The sequence below is a fragment of the Serratia myotis genome, from assembly GCF_027474885.1.
Taxonomy (GTDB): Bacteria; Pseudomonadota; Gammaproteobacteria; order Enterobacterales; family Enterobacteriaceae; genus Serratia; species Serratia proteamaculans.
On the sequence record NZ_CP099707.1, the window covers coordinates 2,609,460 to 2,627,623 of the forward strand.

At 54.9% G+C, this 18,164-nt stretch carries 19 protein-coding genes; 4 read left to right on the forward strand and 15 right to left on the reverse strand.

Annotated features, from left to right (window positions below; all coding sequences use genetic code 11):
- Positions 1–25: 25 nt before the first annotated feature.
- From NHG65_RS12490 to NHG65_RS12505, 4 genes are all read right to left on the reverse strand, one after another.
- Positions 26–1,264 carry a putative porin gene (locus NHG65_RS12490; RefSeq protein ID WP_499183409.1) on the reverse strand — a complete coding sequence of 413 codons (1,239 nt, stop codon included), beginning with the start codon at positions 1,262–1,264 and terminating at the stop codon, positions 26–28.
- Positions 1,265–1,706: 442 nt separating this feature from the next.
- The gene (osmB, locus tag NHG65_RS12495; RefSeq protein ID WP_085116717.1) at positions 1,707–1,919 is read right to left on the reverse strand and encodes an osmotically-inducible lipoprotein OsmB; all 213 of its coding nucleotides are present in this window, start codon (positions 1,917–1,919) and stop codon (positions 1,707–1,709) included.
- Positions 1,920–2,283: 364 nt separating this feature from the next.
- Positions 2,284–2,577: a hypothetical protein gene (locus NHG65_RS12500; protein WP_207976928.1), complete on the reverse strand. Its 294-nt coding sequence runs from the start codon at positions 2,575–2,577 to the stop codon at positions 2,284–2,286.
- 330 nt (positions 2,578–2,907) lie between these two features.
- Positions 2,908–3,453: a helix-turn-helix transcriptional regulator gene (locus tag NHG65_RS12505; RefSeq protein ID WP_207976926.1), complete on the reverse strand. Its 546-nt coding sequence runs from the start codon at positions 3,451–3,453 to the stop codon at positions 2,908–2,910.
- 625 nt (positions 3,454–4,078) lie between these two features.
- Between NHG65_RS12505 and NHG65_RS12510 the strand changes: the two genes are divergently transcribed.
- Positions 4,079–4,213, forward strand: a complete 135-nt coding sequence (locus tag NHG65_RS12510; RefSeq protein ID WP_099061955.1) for an AcrZ family multidrug efflux pump-associated protein — start codon at positions 4,079–4,081, stop codon at positions 4,211–4,213.
- A gap of 39 nt (positions 4,214–4,252) precedes the next feature.
- Here the strand turns inward: NHG65_RS12510 and NHG65_RS12515 are convergent, their stop codons facing one another.
- The 6 genes from NHG65_RS12515 to NHG65_RS12540 form a co-directional block, all read right to left on the reverse strand.
- Positions 4,253–5,014, reverse strand: coding sequence for an amino acid ABC transporter ATP-binding protein (locus tag NHG65_RS12515; RefSeq protein WP_413476950.1), 762 nt, complete (start codon positions 5,012–5,014; stop codon positions 4,253–4,255).
- On the reverse strand, positions 5,011–5,928 hold the full coding sequence (locus tag NHG65_RS12520) for an amino acid ABC transporter permease (RefSeq protein WP_219016137.1): 918 nt from the start codon (positions 5,926–5,928) through the stop codon (positions 5,011–5,013). The genes NHG65_RS12515 and NHG65_RS12520 overlap by 4 nt, the downstream gene beginning before the upstream one ends.
- Positions 5,925–6,839, reverse strand: coding sequence for an ABC transporter substrate-binding protein (locus NHG65_RS12525; protein ID WP_129934705.1), 915 nt, complete (start codon positions 6,837–6,839; stop codon positions 5,925–5,927). Before NHG65_RS12525 ends, NHG65_RS12520 begins: the two co-directional genes overlap by 4 nt.
- A 16-nt stretch (positions 6,840–6,855) precedes the next feature.
- Positions 6,856–8,193, reverse strand: a complete 1,338-nt coding sequence (locus tag NHG65_RS12530; protein ID WP_099061959.1) for an LLM class flavin-dependent oxidoreductase — start codon at positions 8,191–8,193, stop codon at positions 6,856–6,858.
- A 17-nt stretch (positions 8,194–8,210) separates the two neighbouring features.
- Positions 8,211–9,530 (reverse strand): MmgE/PrpD family protein, encoded by a 1,320-nt coding sequence (locus tag NHG65_RS12535; RefSeq protein ID WP_499183410.1) that lies wholly within the window; start codon positions 9,528–9,530, stop codon positions 8,211–8,213.
- A gap of 276 nt (positions 9,531–9,806) precedes the next feature.
- Positions 9,807–10,670: an alpha/beta hydrolase gene (locus NHG65_RS12540; protein ID WP_413502026.1), complete on the reverse strand. Its 864-nt coding sequence runs from the start codon at positions 10,668–10,670 to the stop codon at positions 9,807–9,809.
- A 172-nt stretch (positions 10,671–10,842) separates the two neighbouring features.
- On the opposite strand from NHG65_RS12540, the gene NHG65_RS12545 reads away from it, so the two are divergent.
- Positions 10,843–12,279, forward strand: coding sequence for an MFS transporter (locus tag NHG65_RS12545; RefSeq protein WP_413502027.1), 1,437 nt, complete (start codon positions 10,843–10,845; stop codon positions 12,277–12,279).
- Here the strand turns inward: NHG65_RS12545 and NHG65_RS12550 are convergent.
- From NHG65_RS12550 to NHG65_RS12565, 4 genes are all read right to left on the reverse strand, one after another.
- Complete coding sequence (locus tag NHG65_RS12550; protein WP_413502028.1) at positions 12,258–12,446, reverse strand: VOC family protein; 189 nt, start codon at positions 12,444–12,446, stop codon at positions 12,258–12,260. The genes NHG65_RS12545 and NHG65_RS12550 overlap by 22 nt on opposite strands.
- Positions 12,421–12,663, reverse strand: a complete 243-nt coding sequence (locus NHG65_RS12555; RefSeq protein ID WP_413502029.1) for a VOC family protein — start codon at positions 12,661–12,663, stop codon at positions 12,421–12,423. Before NHG65_RS12555 ends, NHG65_RS12550 begins: the two co-directional genes overlap by 26 nt.
- 81 nt (positions 12,664–12,744) lie before the next feature.
- On the reverse strand, positions 12,745–13,992 hold the full coding sequence (locus NHG65_RS12560; RefSeq protein ID WP_085116723.1) for an LVIVD repeat-containing protein: 1,248 nt from the start codon (positions 13,990–13,992) through the stop codon (positions 12,745–12,747).
- A gap of 9 nt (positions 13,993–14,001) precedes the next feature.
- Positions 14,002–15,075: a sugar ABC transporter substrate-binding protein gene (locus NHG65_RS12565; protein ID WP_207976910.1), complete on the reverse strand. Its 1,074-nt coding sequence runs from the start codon at positions 15,073–15,075 to the stop codon at positions 14,002–14,004.
- Positions 15,076–15,297: 222 nt separating this feature from the next.
- On the opposite strand from NHG65_RS12565, the gene NHG65_RS12570 reads away from it, so the two are divergent.
- Positions 15,298–16,386, forward strand: coding sequence for an oxidoreductase (locus tag NHG65_RS12570; RefSeq protein WP_413502030.1), 1,089 nt, complete (start codon positions 15,298–15,300; stop codon positions 16,384–16,386).
- Positions 16,387–16,392: 6 nt separating this feature from the next.
- Here NHG65_RS12570 and NHG65_RS12575 read toward each other — a convergent pair whose 3' ends face one another.
- Positions 16,393–17,415 (reverse strand): SDR family oxidoreductase, encoded by a 1,023-nt coding sequence (locus tag NHG65_RS12575; RefSeq protein ID WP_499183411.1) that lies wholly within the window; start codon positions 17,413–17,415, stop codon positions 16,393–16,395.
- Positions 17,416–17,539: 124 nt separating this feature from the next.
- On the opposite strand from NHG65_RS12575, the gene NHG65_RS12580 reads away from it, so the two are divergent.
- Positions 17,540–18,157, forward strand: a complete 618-nt coding sequence (locus NHG65_RS12580; RefSeq protein ID WP_207976904.1) for a TetR/AcrR family transcriptional regulator — start codon at positions 17,540–17,542, stop codon at positions 18,155–18,157.
- Positions 18,158–18,164: the final 7 nt, after the last annotated feature.

Sequence of the window (18,164 nt, forward strand, 5' to 3'; positions counted from 1 at the left end):
GCCCCCTCGATGGAGGGGGACCGGATCAGAAATAGTAGCCGATGTTCACGTTGGAACGAAAATACCATTTATTGCTGCCGGAGGACTGGGTGCTGGTCCAGCCGGTGGCGTTTTCGGCTCCACCCCAGGGGTTGGCATTTTGCGCCCAGGTCAAATCAACCCAAACCATCACCGGCATGGCGAAGATCTGTACCCCCAGGGTATTCATTTTAGAGTCTGACCCGCCGTCCTTATCCTTCCACAGCACGCTGTAGTCGTTATAAAAGCGCAGTTTTTTTACCGGTCCCCAGGGCACTTCGACATCGCGTGCCAGGTTGATAGACGCGGTAGTGGCCTGCGCCGGAATCAAATAGGCTGGGGTCAGGCCGTTGCCGCCCATTAGAATCACCGAGTTGTTTGCCCCCTCAGGCCCCTTGGCATCATAAGAATAACGGATAACCTGGGTCGACAGATGCCATGGATCGTGGTTCACCAACGCGTGCAGGCCTGCCGCCCAGAAAGAGCCATTATCGCCGGTGGCATGATTATAGAGCCGGGAGCCCGCCAGCGAGCCGCCGAGCTCGTTGTTCCAGTCACCCTGATGGAATTCACGCGTCAGACGCAGGTTAACCTGGTCGCGTTTCTCGTTGGATTGCAAATGCTGCGAGCCGTAGTTGGTGTTTTTCAGATCGTCATAATTACCCACCTCCGGCGCATAGCGCACGCCCGCCGGCATCATGCGGGGAAAATAGGCTGCATCGAACGCCCAAGCATTGTCATGGTATTGATATTTGGCACCCAGCCCGTTATTAACACCGAAACCGAGGTAAAACGGGATGCCGTAGGACCAACCAAACTGGGGATAGGGCTGCAAACCAAAGGGTTTGAACGGCGCGCCAAGCTGTAGGTCCGAGTTGCCAGTCAGGTGATAACCGACATAAGCACGGTCGATAGCGTATTTCCGGTGATCCTGAAACCAAAAACCAGAATCAAAGAATGCGTCATTATAATTGGCGCTGGTGTCGATGCGGAAGGCGTCAAAACGCAAGTGCGGCGGGTTGCGATAATTGCTACTACCCCAATCCTCATAGCGGTAATTGGCACGCAATGCTCCACCGATATCAATGTTTTTCTTATTATCTTCGCTTTGCCAATGAAGGTGAGGAAATACCGGGCTGCTCTTTTTTACCGGCGACCCGGTGACGAGTTTATCCTTGTCTGGTGTGGTGGTGTTGGCGTAACTCATTGGTGATAAAAGTAAAGTTATGATGATGGCCTTACGCATGGCTTTCCCCTGATCAAGACTGACTTTTTAAAAACGAGCGCGTTCCGCCATAAAATAATGGAAGCGTTGCTTGGGTTTTATATATGAGACAAGTTTTGGTTAAGTATTTATTATTTTAACTTTGAGTAAGTTTCAAATGTGAAACTTTGTTCCACATTTAATATTGGAACTATAATCCTGACATGGTGTAAGTCAAGAAATAAAAATAGCAGTGCGAATAAAGCGAACATTGCTCACGAAAGGTCAGTTGTCAGGTCATGGAAAGGTGAGGGAGTGCGTGGGTAGGACCTGGAATGTTATTCTGATTGGGTTTTATTAGGGGTAATAAAAACCACTACTGAGTTTCTTTAATATTAATAAATAATGGAATGGCATAGGTTTCAGGTCGATTACTTTAAACAGACAATAACCGACCTGAAACTGATATTTCTTGCTGTAAGGATCAGCGGCTGGTCTGGTGACCGATGATGCCGCCCAGCGCTGCGCCGCCCAAGGTCCCCAGCGTGCTGCCGTCGGTCAATACTGCACCACCCAATGCACCTACGCCGGCGCCAATAGCAGTGTTGCGATCGCGGTGAGACATATTTCCGCATGCAGTCACGGAAAGCGTTGCCATGATAACAACCATTACGCCTGCAGCACGTTTAATGTTCATAAGAGTTTCCTGGTAAAGTTGCCTAATTAACAGACAAAGAAAGCACTGGTTAATCGGCCGGTAAAAGTTGAGATGAATGTATTCCTGCGAAAGAAATTAGAATAGGTAAATATTCTTAATTTTTAGCATTCGGATTTTGCCGATCGGCTTCCTGCATTCGTTATGACGATAAAATGAACAGCCTGACTGCAGGACCGAAACAACGGCATGTCACCGGCACTGGGCCGGTTAACAGGACTGGCCAGCAGATCTACACGAGTTACGAGCGACATTGACAACGGCATGCCTTGGTTTGCATTAGAGGGAAGAGACAGGGCCTTCTGCCCTCAAGAGAGGGCACTGAAGTTATTTTATAATGATTGACTTAAAGTGAACTCAGAAACCAAATAAACCCACAGACCACCAGCCAAAATAAGCCGCTGACAATAAATACGCCATGCCAGGCATAGCGTTCAAACCACTGAATAGGTGTCCTTTTTATTTTCACCGTTGATGTCGTCATCTTGCTATTGATAGTCAAAGATATCAAATTGCTGAATATCCCCCGTTGATGTTTCTGGAGGGTGAAATTTCTGTTAGCTGACTGCATTTTTTTAAAAATCACTGGCGTGTTTTTTATGAGTGAGGTGCTGAGATGTTTCTTCGTTTTAATTTTCACCCGTTTCCCCTGAAACAAATATGTAACAATTTAACCATATGTATCTATTTTTAATAATGCTTTCGCGATAACGATAAGCTGCGTCCATTATTTTTGCACAAACGGGAGTTTTCTCACCACTTCATTCCTGCTGTTTGTTTTTTATAATTGCTTTTTAAAATATATTAAATTATATATTTCCATTTAAATCAAACAGATGTGGCACATGTTCCATGTGAAACAAAATTAAACTTTGAACATAATGTGAGTATATCCGGGGCGAGATAGCTTATGAACAGAGACCTCTGCACAATAATTCAAAGGACATCAAAAATCTCTCTTTAGGCCATCTCAACCTGAGGGGGATGCTTCACTGCCGGGTTTTGGCCAGCCAGACCAAGATCTCAGCAACACCCGCGCCTGTTGGGGGGCCAGTGCGAATAACGCCACATCATTATTCAGCCCCAGCTTTTGCATTAATCGACGTTTCTGATAGCTGACCGTTTTCACGCTACGTCCTTGTTGATAGGCGATATCTGTCACGCTTAACCCCGTGAGCAGGGCATTCAACACCAACTGTTCACGGGGAGCCAGTAACTGACGACGGACAGTAATATCCGCGCTCAAGGGGGGGCCGAGTAGAGCCCCCAGGGCATACAACATGGCATTGCTGGTCAAAGAGAGTCGAGCCATGGCCGCCTGCTTTTGGTTGCTGACGGTGCGGATATCGCGCTTTAATCTCCAGGCAATAGTGGTCAGAGCCTGACCGCTGAGTAGGGCCTGCATAATAATGCGTTCATTAGCGGTCAACAGATTAGCAAGTTGGGGCGGCAATAGCGGCAGAGGTATGGGTTGTGTGCCGTGAATATCGGTAATGGCAGGTTTCGGTAGTATCATAGTGATGTTTCCCTGGTAGGGGCACGCCTCTTTTTTGGCAATATGTGCATATGGACTGAGTCCGCGGCCAAGGGCATTGGCAAAAAAATAAAAGTTAACTTTTTAGGTATTTAATTAAAATGCCACCGGCATTACCTGCCTTTCTCTTTGTTTGTCATCATAGATATCTCCCTGAAATAATCCTGTGAAAGGTCATATGTATTTATGATTCTTGGCTATGAAATTGTGGGGGATACCCCACGCAATTATTATTATTTTCGCATAAACATATCTTTGGTGAATATTTCATTCTTGCTGTCTTCCTACAATAGTTGCTTTGTTGGGGTATTATTTTATGTATTTTCAATATGAACAAAACCGGGGCGTTGGTTCTTGCAGGCGAGAGCTGCTGGGGGTTCTGTCAGGATGGCGCAGTGATTTTCAGTACCTGGCTTAAGGGACAATCGGCTGGCAGGAAAGAGCATTTTTTTGTATTGCGGTAATGCAACTGTGTAAGTTACATTAGCGACGTTAGGGTGTGATCTGCATCACAGATTGAAATCAAGCAACAATAACCTTAAGAAAACTCAGGGAAATATTTCTTTTCTGAGAAGGCTTTTCTCTGCTTAAAAACCAGGTGACGACGATGTTAGAGATGATTGAGAGTTTGGCAACCGTGGTGGTCCTGGTGCCGGTAATGATAGCCGTGTTACTTGGCTCGATTTATGGCCTGGGTGAGCTGTGTAATCTTTTCTCCGCCATAGGCAAAAAGAAAGACTGAATTTAATGATCAGGGGGCGCAATGCCCCCCGACGCAGGTTTAGAGCACGGTGGCCAGAAAGTCACGCGTTCTCTGATGCTGCGGCGTATCCAGTACCTGCTGCGCAGTTCCCGTCTCTACCACTTTCCCTTGATCCATAAAGATGATTTGATCTGCCACCTCGCGGGCAAAACCGATTTCGTGCGTTACTACCACCATGGTCATGCCCGAATGCGTCAGGCCCTTCATTACCTGCAGCACTTCACCCACCAGCTCAGGATCGAGCGCAGAAGTCGGCTCATCGAACAATAACACCTCGGGGTTCATCGCCAACGCGCGGGCAATCGCGACCCGCTGTTGTTGACCGCCAGAAAGCTCGCGCGGCCAGGCGTGGATACGGTGTTCCAGCCCGACGCGGGTCAGCAGGGCCTTTGCCCGTTCCAGCACCACAGATTTCTTTTCCTTTTTAACCAGCAATGGCGCTTCGGTGACGTTTTCCAGCACCGTGCGGTGGGGGAACAGATTGAACTGTTGGAATACCATGCCAATAGTTTTGCGTTGTTCGGCGACCTCACGTTCTTTCAGTTCATACAGTTGATGACCTTTTTGGCGATAGCCGATGAGCTGTTCGCCCACGCGAATAGTGCCACCGTCGAGTTTCTCCAGGTGGTTGATGCAACGCAGCAGGGTCGATTTCCCCGAGCCGGAAGGGCCGAGGATCACCGTGACCGACCCCGCCGGGATCTGCAGGCTGATATTCTTCAGCACTTCGGTGCCGGAAAAGGACTTCCGCACCTGATTAATCACAATGGCGGCGCTCATGATTCTGCTCCCTGTGCCTGGCTAACCGGGGCCTTACGGCTGCGGAACAGCCAGTTGCTGCCCGTGGCCTGGCTGCCCCGACCAAAGTAACGCTCAACGTAGTGCTGGCCGACCGACAAGATAGAGGTCATCACCAGATACCACAGCGTAGCGACCAGCAGCAGCGGGATCACCTCGTAGGTGCGCTGGTAGATGATCTGCGCCGAATACAGTACGTCCTGCAAGGCAATAACCGACACCACCGCGGTGGTTTTAAGCTGTCCGATCACCTCATTCCCGGCCGGTGGCAGAATTGTGCGCATGGCCTGTGGCAATACTACTCGCCACAGGATCTGCCCACGGCGATAGCCAAGAGCCTTGGCGGCCTCCAACTGACCGCTGCCGACGCTTTGGATACCGGCACGCACAATCTCTGCCGCATAAGCCGACTGATGCATTACCAGGGCGATCACCGCCGCACTGAAGGTGCTGATAATGGTGTTGGTCGGCGCGCTGGCGACTTCGCCCAGAAAGGGGATCCACAGGCTGATACGCGGATAGAGCGCGGCGATGTTGTACCACAGGAAAAGCTGCACCAGCATCGGTACCGCGCGGAAGAACCAGGTATAGAACCAGCTCACTGCCACCAACACCGGGTTGGCCGACAGGCGCATCAATGCCAGCACTACGCCGCCAGCAAAGCCGAAGAACACCGAAATTACCGTCAGTTTCAGCGTCATGATCACGCCGTTGATAATCGAGTCTTCGGTGAAGTTTTCTGCCACCACCGCCCATTCAAAGCGCGGGTTGTGCACCATCGAATTGGCGATGATGCCGAGGATCAACAGCACCAGCAGTGCGCTGATCCAACGCCCATAATGCCGATGACCGACGATGCGCAGCTCGGCATCGTCGATGGGGTGTTGCCCACTCATTTTGCGATCTCTTCGTTGATACCGGCAGTTTTCACCGCACCAAAACCAATATCCCAGCCGTCGAGGATTTTCTGGTAGCTACCATCGGCAATCAGCGAGTTCAGCGCCGCCTGCACCGGTTTCACCAACTCGGAGCCCTTTGGCAAGGCAATGGCGACGGTGGTGCCTTCAATGTTGATGTCGCCGGCCAGTGCCAGCGGCTTCACATGAGTAGCCTGGTAACGCAAGCCTTCATAGGGGCCGAAGAACATCGGTACGCGACCGCTGATCACCGCCTGAACGCCGGCCGGGCGGTCGGGGAAGATCGGAATGGTGATGGCCGGTTTGCCGCCGCTGACGCATTGATCGCTGGCTTGCTGCAAACGGGTGATCTGCGAAGTGCCGGCACCGGCACCGACGGTCTGACCACAAAGCTGTGCCAAATCGGTATAAGGACCAAGCGCCGCATCTTTACGGGCAATCAGCGCCAGTTTGGAGGCATTGTAATAGCCGACGAAATCGACCTGCTGGAAGCGTTTTTTGTTGGCGTCGATGTTGGCCAGCGCCACGTCATAGCGGCCGGATTTCAGGCCGGGAATGATATTGTCGAAGCCGCCGGTGTCTTTCCAGTGGATCGCTACGCCAAGACGATCGGCAATTGCGCTCATCACATCGATTTCACGCCCGGCCAGCGTTTTGTTATCCGTTTCATAGAAAGTGGTTGGCGGGGTATTCGGGTTGGTTCCCGCCACGATGTAACCGGCCTTTTTGATGGCTTCAGGCAGGCTGTCGTGCAGCGCTGGATCGGCGTTGGCCTTAACTGCGGCACGGAAGGGCACATCGCCTTCTGCCGCAAATCCGCTGGCCAGCGGAGCCAGTGTGCCAGCGGCCAACAGCAGGGACAGTGCGGTGCGTTTTATGGTGGTTTTCATGATATTCCCCTGCGAATTAAGCCGATTTAACGTTGGCGAAGTTGATTGCCGGTTGCGGCAGGCCCAGGTTTTCACGCAGGGTTGAGTACTGATACTCCTCACGGAACAGGCCACGACGGCGCAACTCCGGGATCACCAGTTCGACGAACAGCTCCAGTTGGTTCGGCAGTACGGCAGGCATGATGTTAAAGCCGTCAGCTCCTTGCTGTTCCAGCCACAGTTGGAAGTCATCGGCGATCTCTTCGGCGGTGCCAACCACCACACGATGTCCTCGTGAACCGGCGGCAACGGCGGCCAATTCACGCAGCGTCAGATTTTCACGCGCGGCCAGGTCGGTCAGCAGTTTCACCCGGCTTTGGCCGCCTTCGGTCGCACCCACGTCCGGTACCGGACCGTCGAGCGGGAAACCGCTCAGGTCAAAGCCAAAACGGGCAGACAACTGCTCAATACCATTGTCGATATCCACCAACTGATTGAGTTGGTACCAGGTTTCCTGCGCTTCGGCCTTGGTACGGCCGATGATCGGCATCACGCCCGGCAGGATCAGCAAGTGATCCGGGTTGCGGCCGGCATCGGCGACAAATTTCTTCTGGCTGCGATAAAACGCCTGGCCTTCTTCCAGCGTGGCGGCAGCGGTAAACACCACCTCGGCGGTTTCAGCCGCCAACTGCTGCCCGGCCGGTGAGGATCCGGCTTCGATAATCACCGGACGCCCTTGTGGCGAGCGCGAAATGTTCAGCGGTCCCTGTACCGAGAAATGCTTGCCCTTGTGGTTGGCGGCATGGATTTTCTCGTCAATGGCGTAAACGCCGTTTTCTTTGTCACGCACGATGGCGTCTTCTTCCCAGCCGTCCCACAGTTTGTAGCTGGCCTGCAGGAATTCGCGCGCCACTTCATAGCGCTCGGCGTGCGAAGGCAGGTCGTCACGGCTGAAGTTGCGTGCCGCATCGCTGGAGAATGAGGTCACCACGTTCCAGGCTGCACGGCCGTGGCTGATATGGTCAATGGAAGCCATGGCGCGTGCCAAATGGAAAGGCTGGTCGAAAGTAGTGGAGGCGGTGGCCGCCAGCCCGATATGGCGGGTATTGACCGCCAGCGCGGCCAGCAGCGTCAGCGGCTCCAGGCGTGACATCGTAGACGGCAAACGGTGCACGCTGGTCGCCAGCGCATCGCCGACGAAGAACATGTCAAAGGTGCCTTCTTCGGCCTTTTGGGCGATCCAGGTAAACCAGTCAATGTCGGTTGGTGAACCGCTGGCACCGGCGGCACGCCAGCCGCCGACGTGGTGACCCAGCGCCTGAACAAACAGGCCGAGACGTAATTGACGCGATGGTGTTGAAGGTGAAGTACTCATAATTATTCCTATATTTATTATTGGTTTAGTAATTTTATTAAGCGGAGTAGCGCCTCGGGCTGCGCTAACGTGCAATCACCCATCACGCTATCGCTGTCCAGATGCGGCATCAGTTGCAGGATGCTGCGCAGCTTGGCGTTGACGTCGGTTTGGCGGGCGGCCGTTTGCTTTCTGGTGACAACGTCACTAAGTTGACGGCCATCATGCAAAGTTAAGGTCACGCGGTGGAAGCGTAACTCTGCATCCAGTTCATCTGGCGGGGCCGTCAGGTCGGCATGGCGTTCAACCCTTGCCGCCAGAGCGGCAATCACCGGGTCCACCGGATTTTCGCCGTAGTGCATCAGTGGCACGGCTCCGCTGTACAGGGCATCGGCGATGACGTATTCCAGGCTGAAACGTGCTTCAACCCCGTTTGACGGACGACGAATATAGGGCGCGGTATCGGCACCAGGCGGAAAACTGACCTGAATTTGGCTGATTGCCGCAGGAATATCGGCAGGGGAAATACCTTGTTCGATCAGACGTTCACGCAGGTTGAATGCCGCTTCGGCGGCGCTGTGGGTGCCGCCGCAGGTCGGGTAGCGTTTAAACTCCAGACCCGGTTGCAGAATGCGCCACGGCGCGCCCCAATCGGCGGTCAACAACTCTGGCCGTTGCCTTCCATCACCGTGCGAGTGCAACAGGCTGTCTATCACGCCTTCTGGCTGGCCGGCAAAGCCCGCCTGTGCCAGCAGCACCGCATTGACCGCGCCACGCGCCGCCAATCCTGCATGCAGCGGTTTGGCTGCCGAACCAAACTGGCTGCGTAACCCGGCGGCCTGGGTGGCGGCCAGCCCGAGGGCGATCTGCGTTTGTTCGGGTGTCAGTTGTAAATAGCGTGCCGCTGCCGCACTGGCGGCCACCGCCCCGAGGGTAGCGGTGCTGTGAAAACCTAATTGATAATGCTGAGTCCCGGCCGCCAACCCCAGTCGCCCGGCGGCTTCCACTCCGACCACATAGGCGCTCAGCAGCGCATGTACATCAGGGGTATCGCCGGTCAGCGCCAGCAGCGCAGACAGCACCACCGTAGTTGGGTGGCCGCGTAGCGCAGGGTGATAATCATCAAAATCCAGTGAGTGGCTGACATAGCCAAAGTACAGCGCGCGGTTCTCTGCCCCGATGGGCGGGAATACCGATGTCACCGCCGCCAGGCCGCTGTCGGTGAGTGCGCCCTGGGCGACAGGCAATGCGCAGGCGAAATAATCCATCAGCCCGATACGGGCGGCCGACAGGGCGGAACCCTCGGGCTGGCTATTCAACACCAGACGGGCAAATTGAGCGGTAATTAGCGATGACAAGATATAAAACCTGATTTTTTATGCGGTTATGCACTGGACTGCGATTCAGATTTCATTGTGTGGTGATTTGAACGCACCCGAAAGAACGAACGGGACTTTGATATTTCAAAATGGAATATAGAAGGGGCTGGATAGCGCAGAATACCGAAGGAATAGGCTGTTGCGCCTGTCTTAGACATTTTTGTGCAAAGCAAAGCTGGAATTGAGAATAAGCAGCGACTACGGCGCTCAGCATCAGGCTTTATCACCGGATGAACGCCGTAGTGAGCGATGACGTTATTTAATCATCGCCATCACACGTTTGAACATGGCACTGTCAGCATTGGCCAACTCATTCACCAGGGTGAAATGGTTGCTGTGCCGGTCTTCCAGCAGGGTGACATCAAGCCCTTTCTCGCGGCAGGCGGTGTAATAAGCCAGCGTCTGGTTCTTAAAGCCCTGGGTTTCTTTGGCCCCTACGTCGAGCAGGATCTGCGGTGCATTGGCCTTTTCCGGCAGCATAAACAGCGGACTGAGCGTTAGCGCCTGCTCCGCGGTCAGGCGCATCCAGTCATTCACGTAGATATCACACAGCGGGCGAATGTCGAACAGGCCGCTCAACGCCAGTGCGCCTTTAATCACATTCACCGGCAACTGATAAAGGTGCTGCCAGTCATCGGCGATCAGCATGCCACTCAGGTGGCCCCCGGCCGAGCTGCCACTGACAAAAATACGCTCGGGATCGATGCCATATTGGCCGGCATGGTGGTAAAGCCAGGCTATCGCGCTGCGCACCTCGCGGACGATTTCCGCCAACGTAGCTTCCGGTTGCAGGGTATATTCCAGCGTCGCCACCGCTACGCCGTGACGGGTGAAACTGGCGGCCATCGAACAGGCTTCTTCTTTGCGCTGGGAATGCCAATAACCGCCATGAATAAAGACCAACAGGGGCGAAGGCTGGGTGGCGGCCGGGAACAGATCAAGGCGTTCGGCAACGCCCATGCCGTAGTGAATGTCATAGATCCCCGGCGTTTGTGCTTTGGCCTGGGAGGCCAGCGTCGCATATTGCGCCATGCAAGCGTCAAAATCTTCTACCGAAGCGCGGGCGTTGTATTGCTCGGCACGCACGGACAGGTCATCAAACAGCAGATCGATTTTCATCTTGTCTCCTTGTGTGGTTCCTCATCATCTGCCTGAAGCGGATTTGAAGTTTGATCCTTAATGCTGACCGATGACATGGCGTCATATGCATTAATAAACTGCATAGGCTGCGCCTTCCGCCATATCATGGGCTGACATAGGCTACTGACAGGTTCTTTCAGGAGTCAGTACTATGAAGCTAATTACTCAATCTGCGGTGGGCAGCCCCCATTCCGGCGGCATTCTCACCGGCCTTTCTCTGACCATGCTGGTTTCATCGCTGGGCGCCAGCATTGCCAACATCGGTTTGCCCACGCTGGCACAGGCGTTCAACACGTCGTTTCAGGCGGTGCAGTGGGTGGTAATCGTCTACCTGCTGGCCATTACCACTTCCATTATCGCCATAGGGCGTCTGGGGGATCGGATCGGCCGCCGCCGCTTGCTGCTGATGGGCATTGCCTTGTTCACCCTTGCCTCAGGACTGTGCGCCGCCGCACCGGATATCTGGCTGCTGTTGGCGGCACGCATTGCCCAGGGGATGGGGGCCGCAGTGATGATGGCAATGACCATGGCGCTGGTGGGTGAGACGCTGGGAAAAGAAAACACCGGCCGTGCTATGGGGTTGCTTGGCAGCATGTCGGCTATCGGTACCGCGCTTGGGCCTACGCTCGGCGGCGCGTTGATTTTGGGCTTCGGCTGGCGGGCGATGTTTCTGGTGAGCCTTCCTATGGGCGGGCTGGCATTTATGCTGGTATATCGTTATCTGCCGGTGGGCCAGCCGCAGTCGCAAAAAGATAACGGCAGTTTTGATCTGCCCGGGACTTTGCTGCTTGGTCTGACGCTGGCCTGCTACGCGCTGTCGATGACGCTGGGCCATGGTGACTTCGGTGTCATCAATTTGCTGTTGTTGCTTGGTGCGGCGCTGGGGATCGGACTGTTTATACGACTGGAAAACACCACGGCCTCTCCTTTAATACAGTTGGCACTGTTCCGTCAGGCTGGGTTGAGTGTCGGGTTAGTGATGAGCGCATTGGTCATGACGGTGATGATGACATCGCTGGTAGTAGGGCCGTTTTATCTGACGCATGGCCTGGGGTTGGCGGTGGGACAAGCTGGACTGGTGATGTCCGCCGGGCCGCTGGTGTCTGCTTTGCTCGGCATGCCGGCCGGCCGGTTGGTGGATCGTCTGGGGGCACAAAAAATCACCGCCGTGGGCCTGGCGATCATGACCCTGGGGGCAGGCGTAATGTCGATGATGACCCTCAATCAGGGTATCTTTGGCTACGTGGCCGCCCTTTGCCTGATTACTCTGGGCTACGTGCTATTTCAGGTCGCCAATAATACTGCGTTGATGAAGCATGCGGCCCCTGAGCAACGCGGAGTGATCTCCGGCATGGTTAACCTTTCACGTAATCTTGGCCTAATCACCGGGGCTTCCGCCATGGGCGCCTTGTTTATGCTGGCGGCGAACACCGGTGATATCACGTTAGCAACGGCGGAGGCGGTATCAAACGGCATGCGTGTGACTTACCTGGCGGCAGGCGTGTTGGCGGCAATAGCACTGGTGATGACCCTCAGAAGCCATGCCGCCATTAAACCGGACGGGGATTACAGCAGGTCGCCGCGGTAGGCGATATGAATTTTGTTGCCGTCCGGATCGCGCAGGTAAGCACCAAAATAGCCTTGGCCATAATGAGGGCGCTCACCGGCTTCACCTTCCGAAATGCCGCCTGCCGCGATACCGGCGACATAGGCTTCACGCACCTGTTGTTCACTGTGGGCGGTGAAGGCCACCATGCTGCCTGCCGTTACCGGCGCTGGCCGGTTGTCGATTATAGGGCTGGTAAGCGTAAAAACGCGGCAATGCCTGATCGGGCATCACCCAGCAACGTGCGGCGGGGCCTCCATCCGGGGTGACCGGGCGTTGTATTAACCCCAACGGCAGCAAAATGGCATCGTAAAAAGTGGCGGCTTGCTCCAGATCGCTGACGCCTACGGTGATATGACTAAACATGCTTTCCCTTAATATGTCTGGTTTACCGGTTCATTCATCTTATGCCAATGAACCTAAAATGGTCGTGGCAATCCTAAACTCTCAGCCCAAATACTCGATGATCGACAAACCGCCGTTGTAATCCGTGCTGTAGATAATGCCCTGGGCGTCGACAAACACGTCGCAGGATTGGATCACCTGCGGGCGGTCCGGGCGTTTATCCATCATCGTCTCTGGGGCGGCGGGCACCAAAGCCCCGGTTTCTTTCGGCTGATAAGGGTTGCTGATGTCATAGGCGCGCACACCGGCATTTTGGTAGGTGGCAAAAATCAGCGTTGAGCTGATAAAACTGCCGGGGCGGTTCTCATGCAGGTTATGTGGCCCGAAATGCGCCCCCTTGCTGATGTAATCGCGTTCCTCCGGTTGCGGGAAGGTGGCAATGCTCACCGGGTTGGACGGTTGGCGGATATCAAACAGCCAAATCAGTTTTTCGCCGTCCTGCTGGTTATCGAGCACTGCCTCATCCAGCACCACCAGCAGATCCCGGTCCGGCAGTGGCAGCGCGGTGTGAGTACCGCCACCAAAAGGGGGGCTCCAGTTGCGGTGGGCGATTAACTGCGGTTGGCTGCGATCTTTGATATCCAGCAGGGTCAGGCCGCCATCGCGCCAACTGGCATAGGCGGTGTCGCCGCTGATAATGGCATGGTGCAGGGCGTAGCGTTTGCCTTCCGGCCAGTTTGGTGTTTCTCCGCCGGCGCTGTGCATGCCCGGCAACCACCAGCGGCCGGCGATCTGCGGATTGCGAGGATCGGCCAAATCGACGGTCAGAAAAATATAGTCGCTGTAGCCGTCAATCAGGGCGGAAACGTAGGCCCAGCGTCCACCGACATACCAGATGCGGTGGACGCCGATCCCCTCCAGCGCCAAAAAACCGATCTCCTTTGGCTGGTCCGGGGTAGAAATATCGAAAATTCGTACCCCGGCACTCCAGCCGCGGGCGTCATTGCCTGACACCGTCTGGCTGATGGCGCGGGTGTAATAGACCTTCTCATCGGCGAAACGGGCATCGGCAAACAAATCGCGAGCGTTGATCACCAGCAGCAAATCATCGTGCGCCTGTAAATGTACGTTCCAGGTACCCGGAGGCGCGGGGACAAAACCGGCCGCACGCGGATTTTTCACGTCACGCACATCGACGATAGAAAACCCCTGCGAAACCATATGCCCGATATAGGCATAACCCCGGTGAACCATAACCTGCACGCCGTCAGGCTTACCGCCCTGATCGCTGTGGCCGATCAGCCGCATATTGCGGCTGTACTCGGGTTGGGGAAGCGCTCGCGATGCCATATCCGCTCCTTACTTCTTAGCCTGTTGCGCTTCAAGCGTGGCAAACCACGGCGCGATAAAATCGTCTGATTTGCCCCAGCCAGGAATGACTTTGGCCAGTGACGCGACGTTGGTGGCATCCGGGTGGCTGAGCAACAGATCCTGCGGGATGGCAGCGGCTTTAAATTCATAGGTCGCCGGGGTTTTCTCTCCGGCAATCTTATTGGCCACCAGACGCAGGTTAACGGCACCAATCAGCTTGGGATCGACCGCCACGCTAAGCTTCCAGGCGCTGCCCTTGGCACGCATCAGCGCCAGATCCTGGTTCGAAATATCAATGCTGTAGAGTTTGATTTCGGTGCGGCCATTCTCTTCCAGAGCCTTGTAGGCGCCCTGGCTAAACGCATCCCAGGTTCCCCAAATGGCGTCGATTTTGCCCTTTGGATACTTGGCCAGGATCGCGCCGATTTTGTTGGCGGTGTCACCCTGAACGTCGGAGGATACCGCGCCGATGGACTCAAGCTCTTTGATGCCCGGCTGATCCTTCAGCAACTTTTGATACTGCGCCTGACGCCGCTCCATCGGTGGGAAACCCGCCACCCACAGCTTGACGATATTGGCTTTGCCGTCGAAGTCTTTCACCAGTTGGCCGAATGAAAGATCGGTCAACGAAGCATCATCCTGCTGGCTGATGGTTACCCCCGGGATCTCACCCTGTACGGCGGTATCGAAGGCAGCCACTGCAATACCGCTGTCGGCAATGCGTTTCAACAGGGCGGTGGAATAAGGGTCACGTCCCTGAGACAGGATAATGCCGTCGTACTTCTGGCTGATGGCCTGGTTGACGAAGTCCTGGAACTTGGCATCGTCACCGTTGGTCAGGAAGGTATTGACCTGGAAACCCAGTTTGCGGCCTTCCTGCACCGCGCCGCTGACAAACTGCGTGGTATTGTCGTCAGACCCCAGATTGCGGATCACCGCGATACGGATTGGTCCCTGGTGATTGGCAATCGCCGCCGGGATCGGCGCGGTGGCAGGGGCGGAGAACGCGGGAAATACGGCGAACAGGCTTAACGCCAGTAGTGAGGTGTTGAACAGTTTCATTAAATTTTACCCTGCATGGTTAAGCATCATTAAAAACGGGAGGACAATTCATCGTCACCATTGGGATGGTTGTTTATTCAAAGAATGAATTGAAGCCGTCAGTTTCCACGCGGGCGGAACGGATGACAATGAACGAAAAATCATAAGCTAATGCTAAAGAGTATTAGGCAACGTTAAACTCGCCTTTATGATGGCAAGATCAGACAAAATAAGGACTTGAACATGAGTGATAGCCAGATTCGCGTGGTCGCCGGCCCCGCCAACTATTTTGCTTACCCTGGGGCCATTGACCAACTGACGCAATTTTATTCCCCGCAACAGTTGAACAATGCGCTGTGGGTGTATGGCGAACGTGCGCTGGTCGCGGCCAAACCCTGGCTACCGGCGGTGTTTGATGCTGCCGATGCCCGCCGGGTGTTGTTCGACACCCACTGCAGCGAAACCACGGTGCAGGATATCGTGCAACAGGCCGGGGCAGATCGTCAGGTGGTGATTGGCGTTGGCGGCGGTGCGGTGCTGGATACCGCCAAAGTGGTGGCCCGTCGGTTGGGCTTACCCGTGGTGGCTATCCCGACCATTGCCGCCACCTGCGCCGCCTGGACGCCGCTTTCAGTGTGGTACAACGACCAGGGGCAGGCGCTGCGCTACGAGATTTTCAACGATGCCAATCATCTGGTATTGGTCGAGCCGGAAATTATTCTGCGCGCGCCAAAAGAGTATTTGCTGGCCGGTATCGGCGATACCCTGGCGAAATGGTACGAAGCAGTGGTGCTCAGCCCGCAACCGGAACGCTTGCCGTTGACCGTGCAACTGGGGATCAATACCGCGCTGACCCTGCGTGACGTGCTGCTGACCGAAAGTGAGGCGGCGCTAAAGGCACTGGCGGAAGGGCAATTGAGCCAGGCCTTCCTCAATGTGTTGGAAGCCATTATTGCCGGCGGTGGCCTGGTGGGCGGACTGGGCGATCGTTATACCCGTATTGCCGCAGCGCATTCGGTGCACAACGGCCTGACCGCGCTGCCGCAGACCGATGCCTTCCTGCATGGCACCAAAGTCGCCTATGGCATTCTGGTGCAAAGTGCATTGCTGGGGCAGCAGGACACCGTGGCTCAGTTGATTGCGCTGTATCACCGCCTGGATCTGCCCGTCAGTCTGGCGGCGTTGCAGGTGGATATTCATGATGAGGCGCAAATAAAACGGTTGATTGAGCGCACCCTGCAAGCGGGGGAATCCATTCATTTGCTGCCGCTGGCGCTTAACGAAACCCTATTGCGCAGCGCGCTGAGCTATGTGGAGTCACAGACGGCGTAATCAGTGTCAGGTGGACGGGCGGTGATTGCGTAGCCAGGCCACCGTATCCTGCAGCGTTTGTTCCAACGGTCGGAATGTCAGCCCCAGGTCTCGTTCACTTTTGGCGTGATTGAAATGAGAACGGTTGGCCTCTTTCACCATCAGACGCACGGTTGCCAGGCTGAGCAATACCGGTTTGCCGCTGAGGCGGGCGTAGGCCTCCTGCAGTGTTGCCAACAGGTAGAGTAACGGCAGTGGTAGTGTGCGGGTTGGCGTTTTGACTCCGGCAATAGCCCCCAACAGCGGTACCAACTGGTGCATGGTCATGTGTTGTCCGGCGGCCAGGTAACGCTCACCGCGTTTGCCTCGTTCTGCCGCCAGTATCATGGCCCGTGCCACATCTCGTGCATCAACCACTGAGAAACTGCCCGTCACCAATCCCGGTAATTTACCGCGCATGACGTCATTGGCCAACTGGCCGGAAGAGGTGGGGCCAAGATCGCCCGGCCCCCACATCCAGCCCGGCAAAACCAGGCTAGCGTGCATTTCCGCATGCTGATCCAGGAAGGCAAAAACCCTTTCATCTGCCAGTATTTTACTGCGGTAGTAATCATCGGCCTCTTCGGGGCGTCGCAAACAGGTTTCGTCGATCGGCATGCCCGGTTCACCGTTGAGCACCGCGATGGATGAAGTATGCACAAAACGGCGTACACCTACGCGGCAAGCCTGCTCCAGCAGACGCTCGGTTCCTTCGACGTTGATAGCTTTAAGCTTCGCCCAATGGCTGCCGCCTTTGTAATTATCACGGAAGTAGGCGGCGGTATGGAACAGCACGTCACAGCCGTGCAGGTGTTCAGCAAAGGCGGCCACGTCAGTCATATCGCCTTCGATCAATTCGATGCTGTCGGTTGCCCCGAACTGCTGACGGCCTTTTTCCATCGAACGCACCAGGGCTTTGACCCTGACCCCCTGAGAGACCAACTCACGCACCAGGTTATTGCCGAGCAATCCGGTCGCGCCGGTGACAAACGCCGTTTGTATTTTCATCATGATTAAAATCTTAAGTGAATTTCAAAGTTCAAGTGATATATAAATCTATGGCTAGAGGTTTAAAATATCAAGTGATATCTTGAATGCTTACAGTGCAGTGACAACCAGCGTAAAGTTGATACAGATGAAAACGATAAAAAAACGGTTAACTCGCGAGGAGAGCCAGCACCAGACCCGCGAACGGTTGATTGAAACCGCTCGCCAACTGTTTATTGTCGGTGGTTATGGTGGTACCTCAATCCGTGATATTGCCAGCCAGGCCGGCTATTCGCAGGGGGCTTTCTATTCCAATTTTGCCTCCAAAGAGGATCTGCTGCTGCAACTTTTACAGCGGCATATGGAAACCGAGGCGGCACAACTCACCAGCCTGACCCAGAGTCATACCGATAGCGCGGAACAGGTGTTAGCGGCACTTGAGGCATGGTCGGCGACGCTGAACCTGGAGGCCGACTGGTGCATGTTATCGATAGAACTGCAACTGCATGCGCAACGCAGCCCGGCCTTTGCCGTTGAATATCAAAAGGTTTGGGATGTCCATCAGGCAAAAATTGGCGCGGTGATCGGTTCGCTGTTTCAGCAGGTGGGCAAGACGCCGCCTGCGGAACCCAATGAGCTGGCGGCGGCCTTTATGGCGATGGCGCACGGGTTAGCCTTGCAACGGACTGGTGCGGGCGCCGATCCCTCTGGCCGATTGATTATGCTGTTTCTGCGTAGCCTGCTGTGGATGCCAACAGCAGGCTAACGGTCAT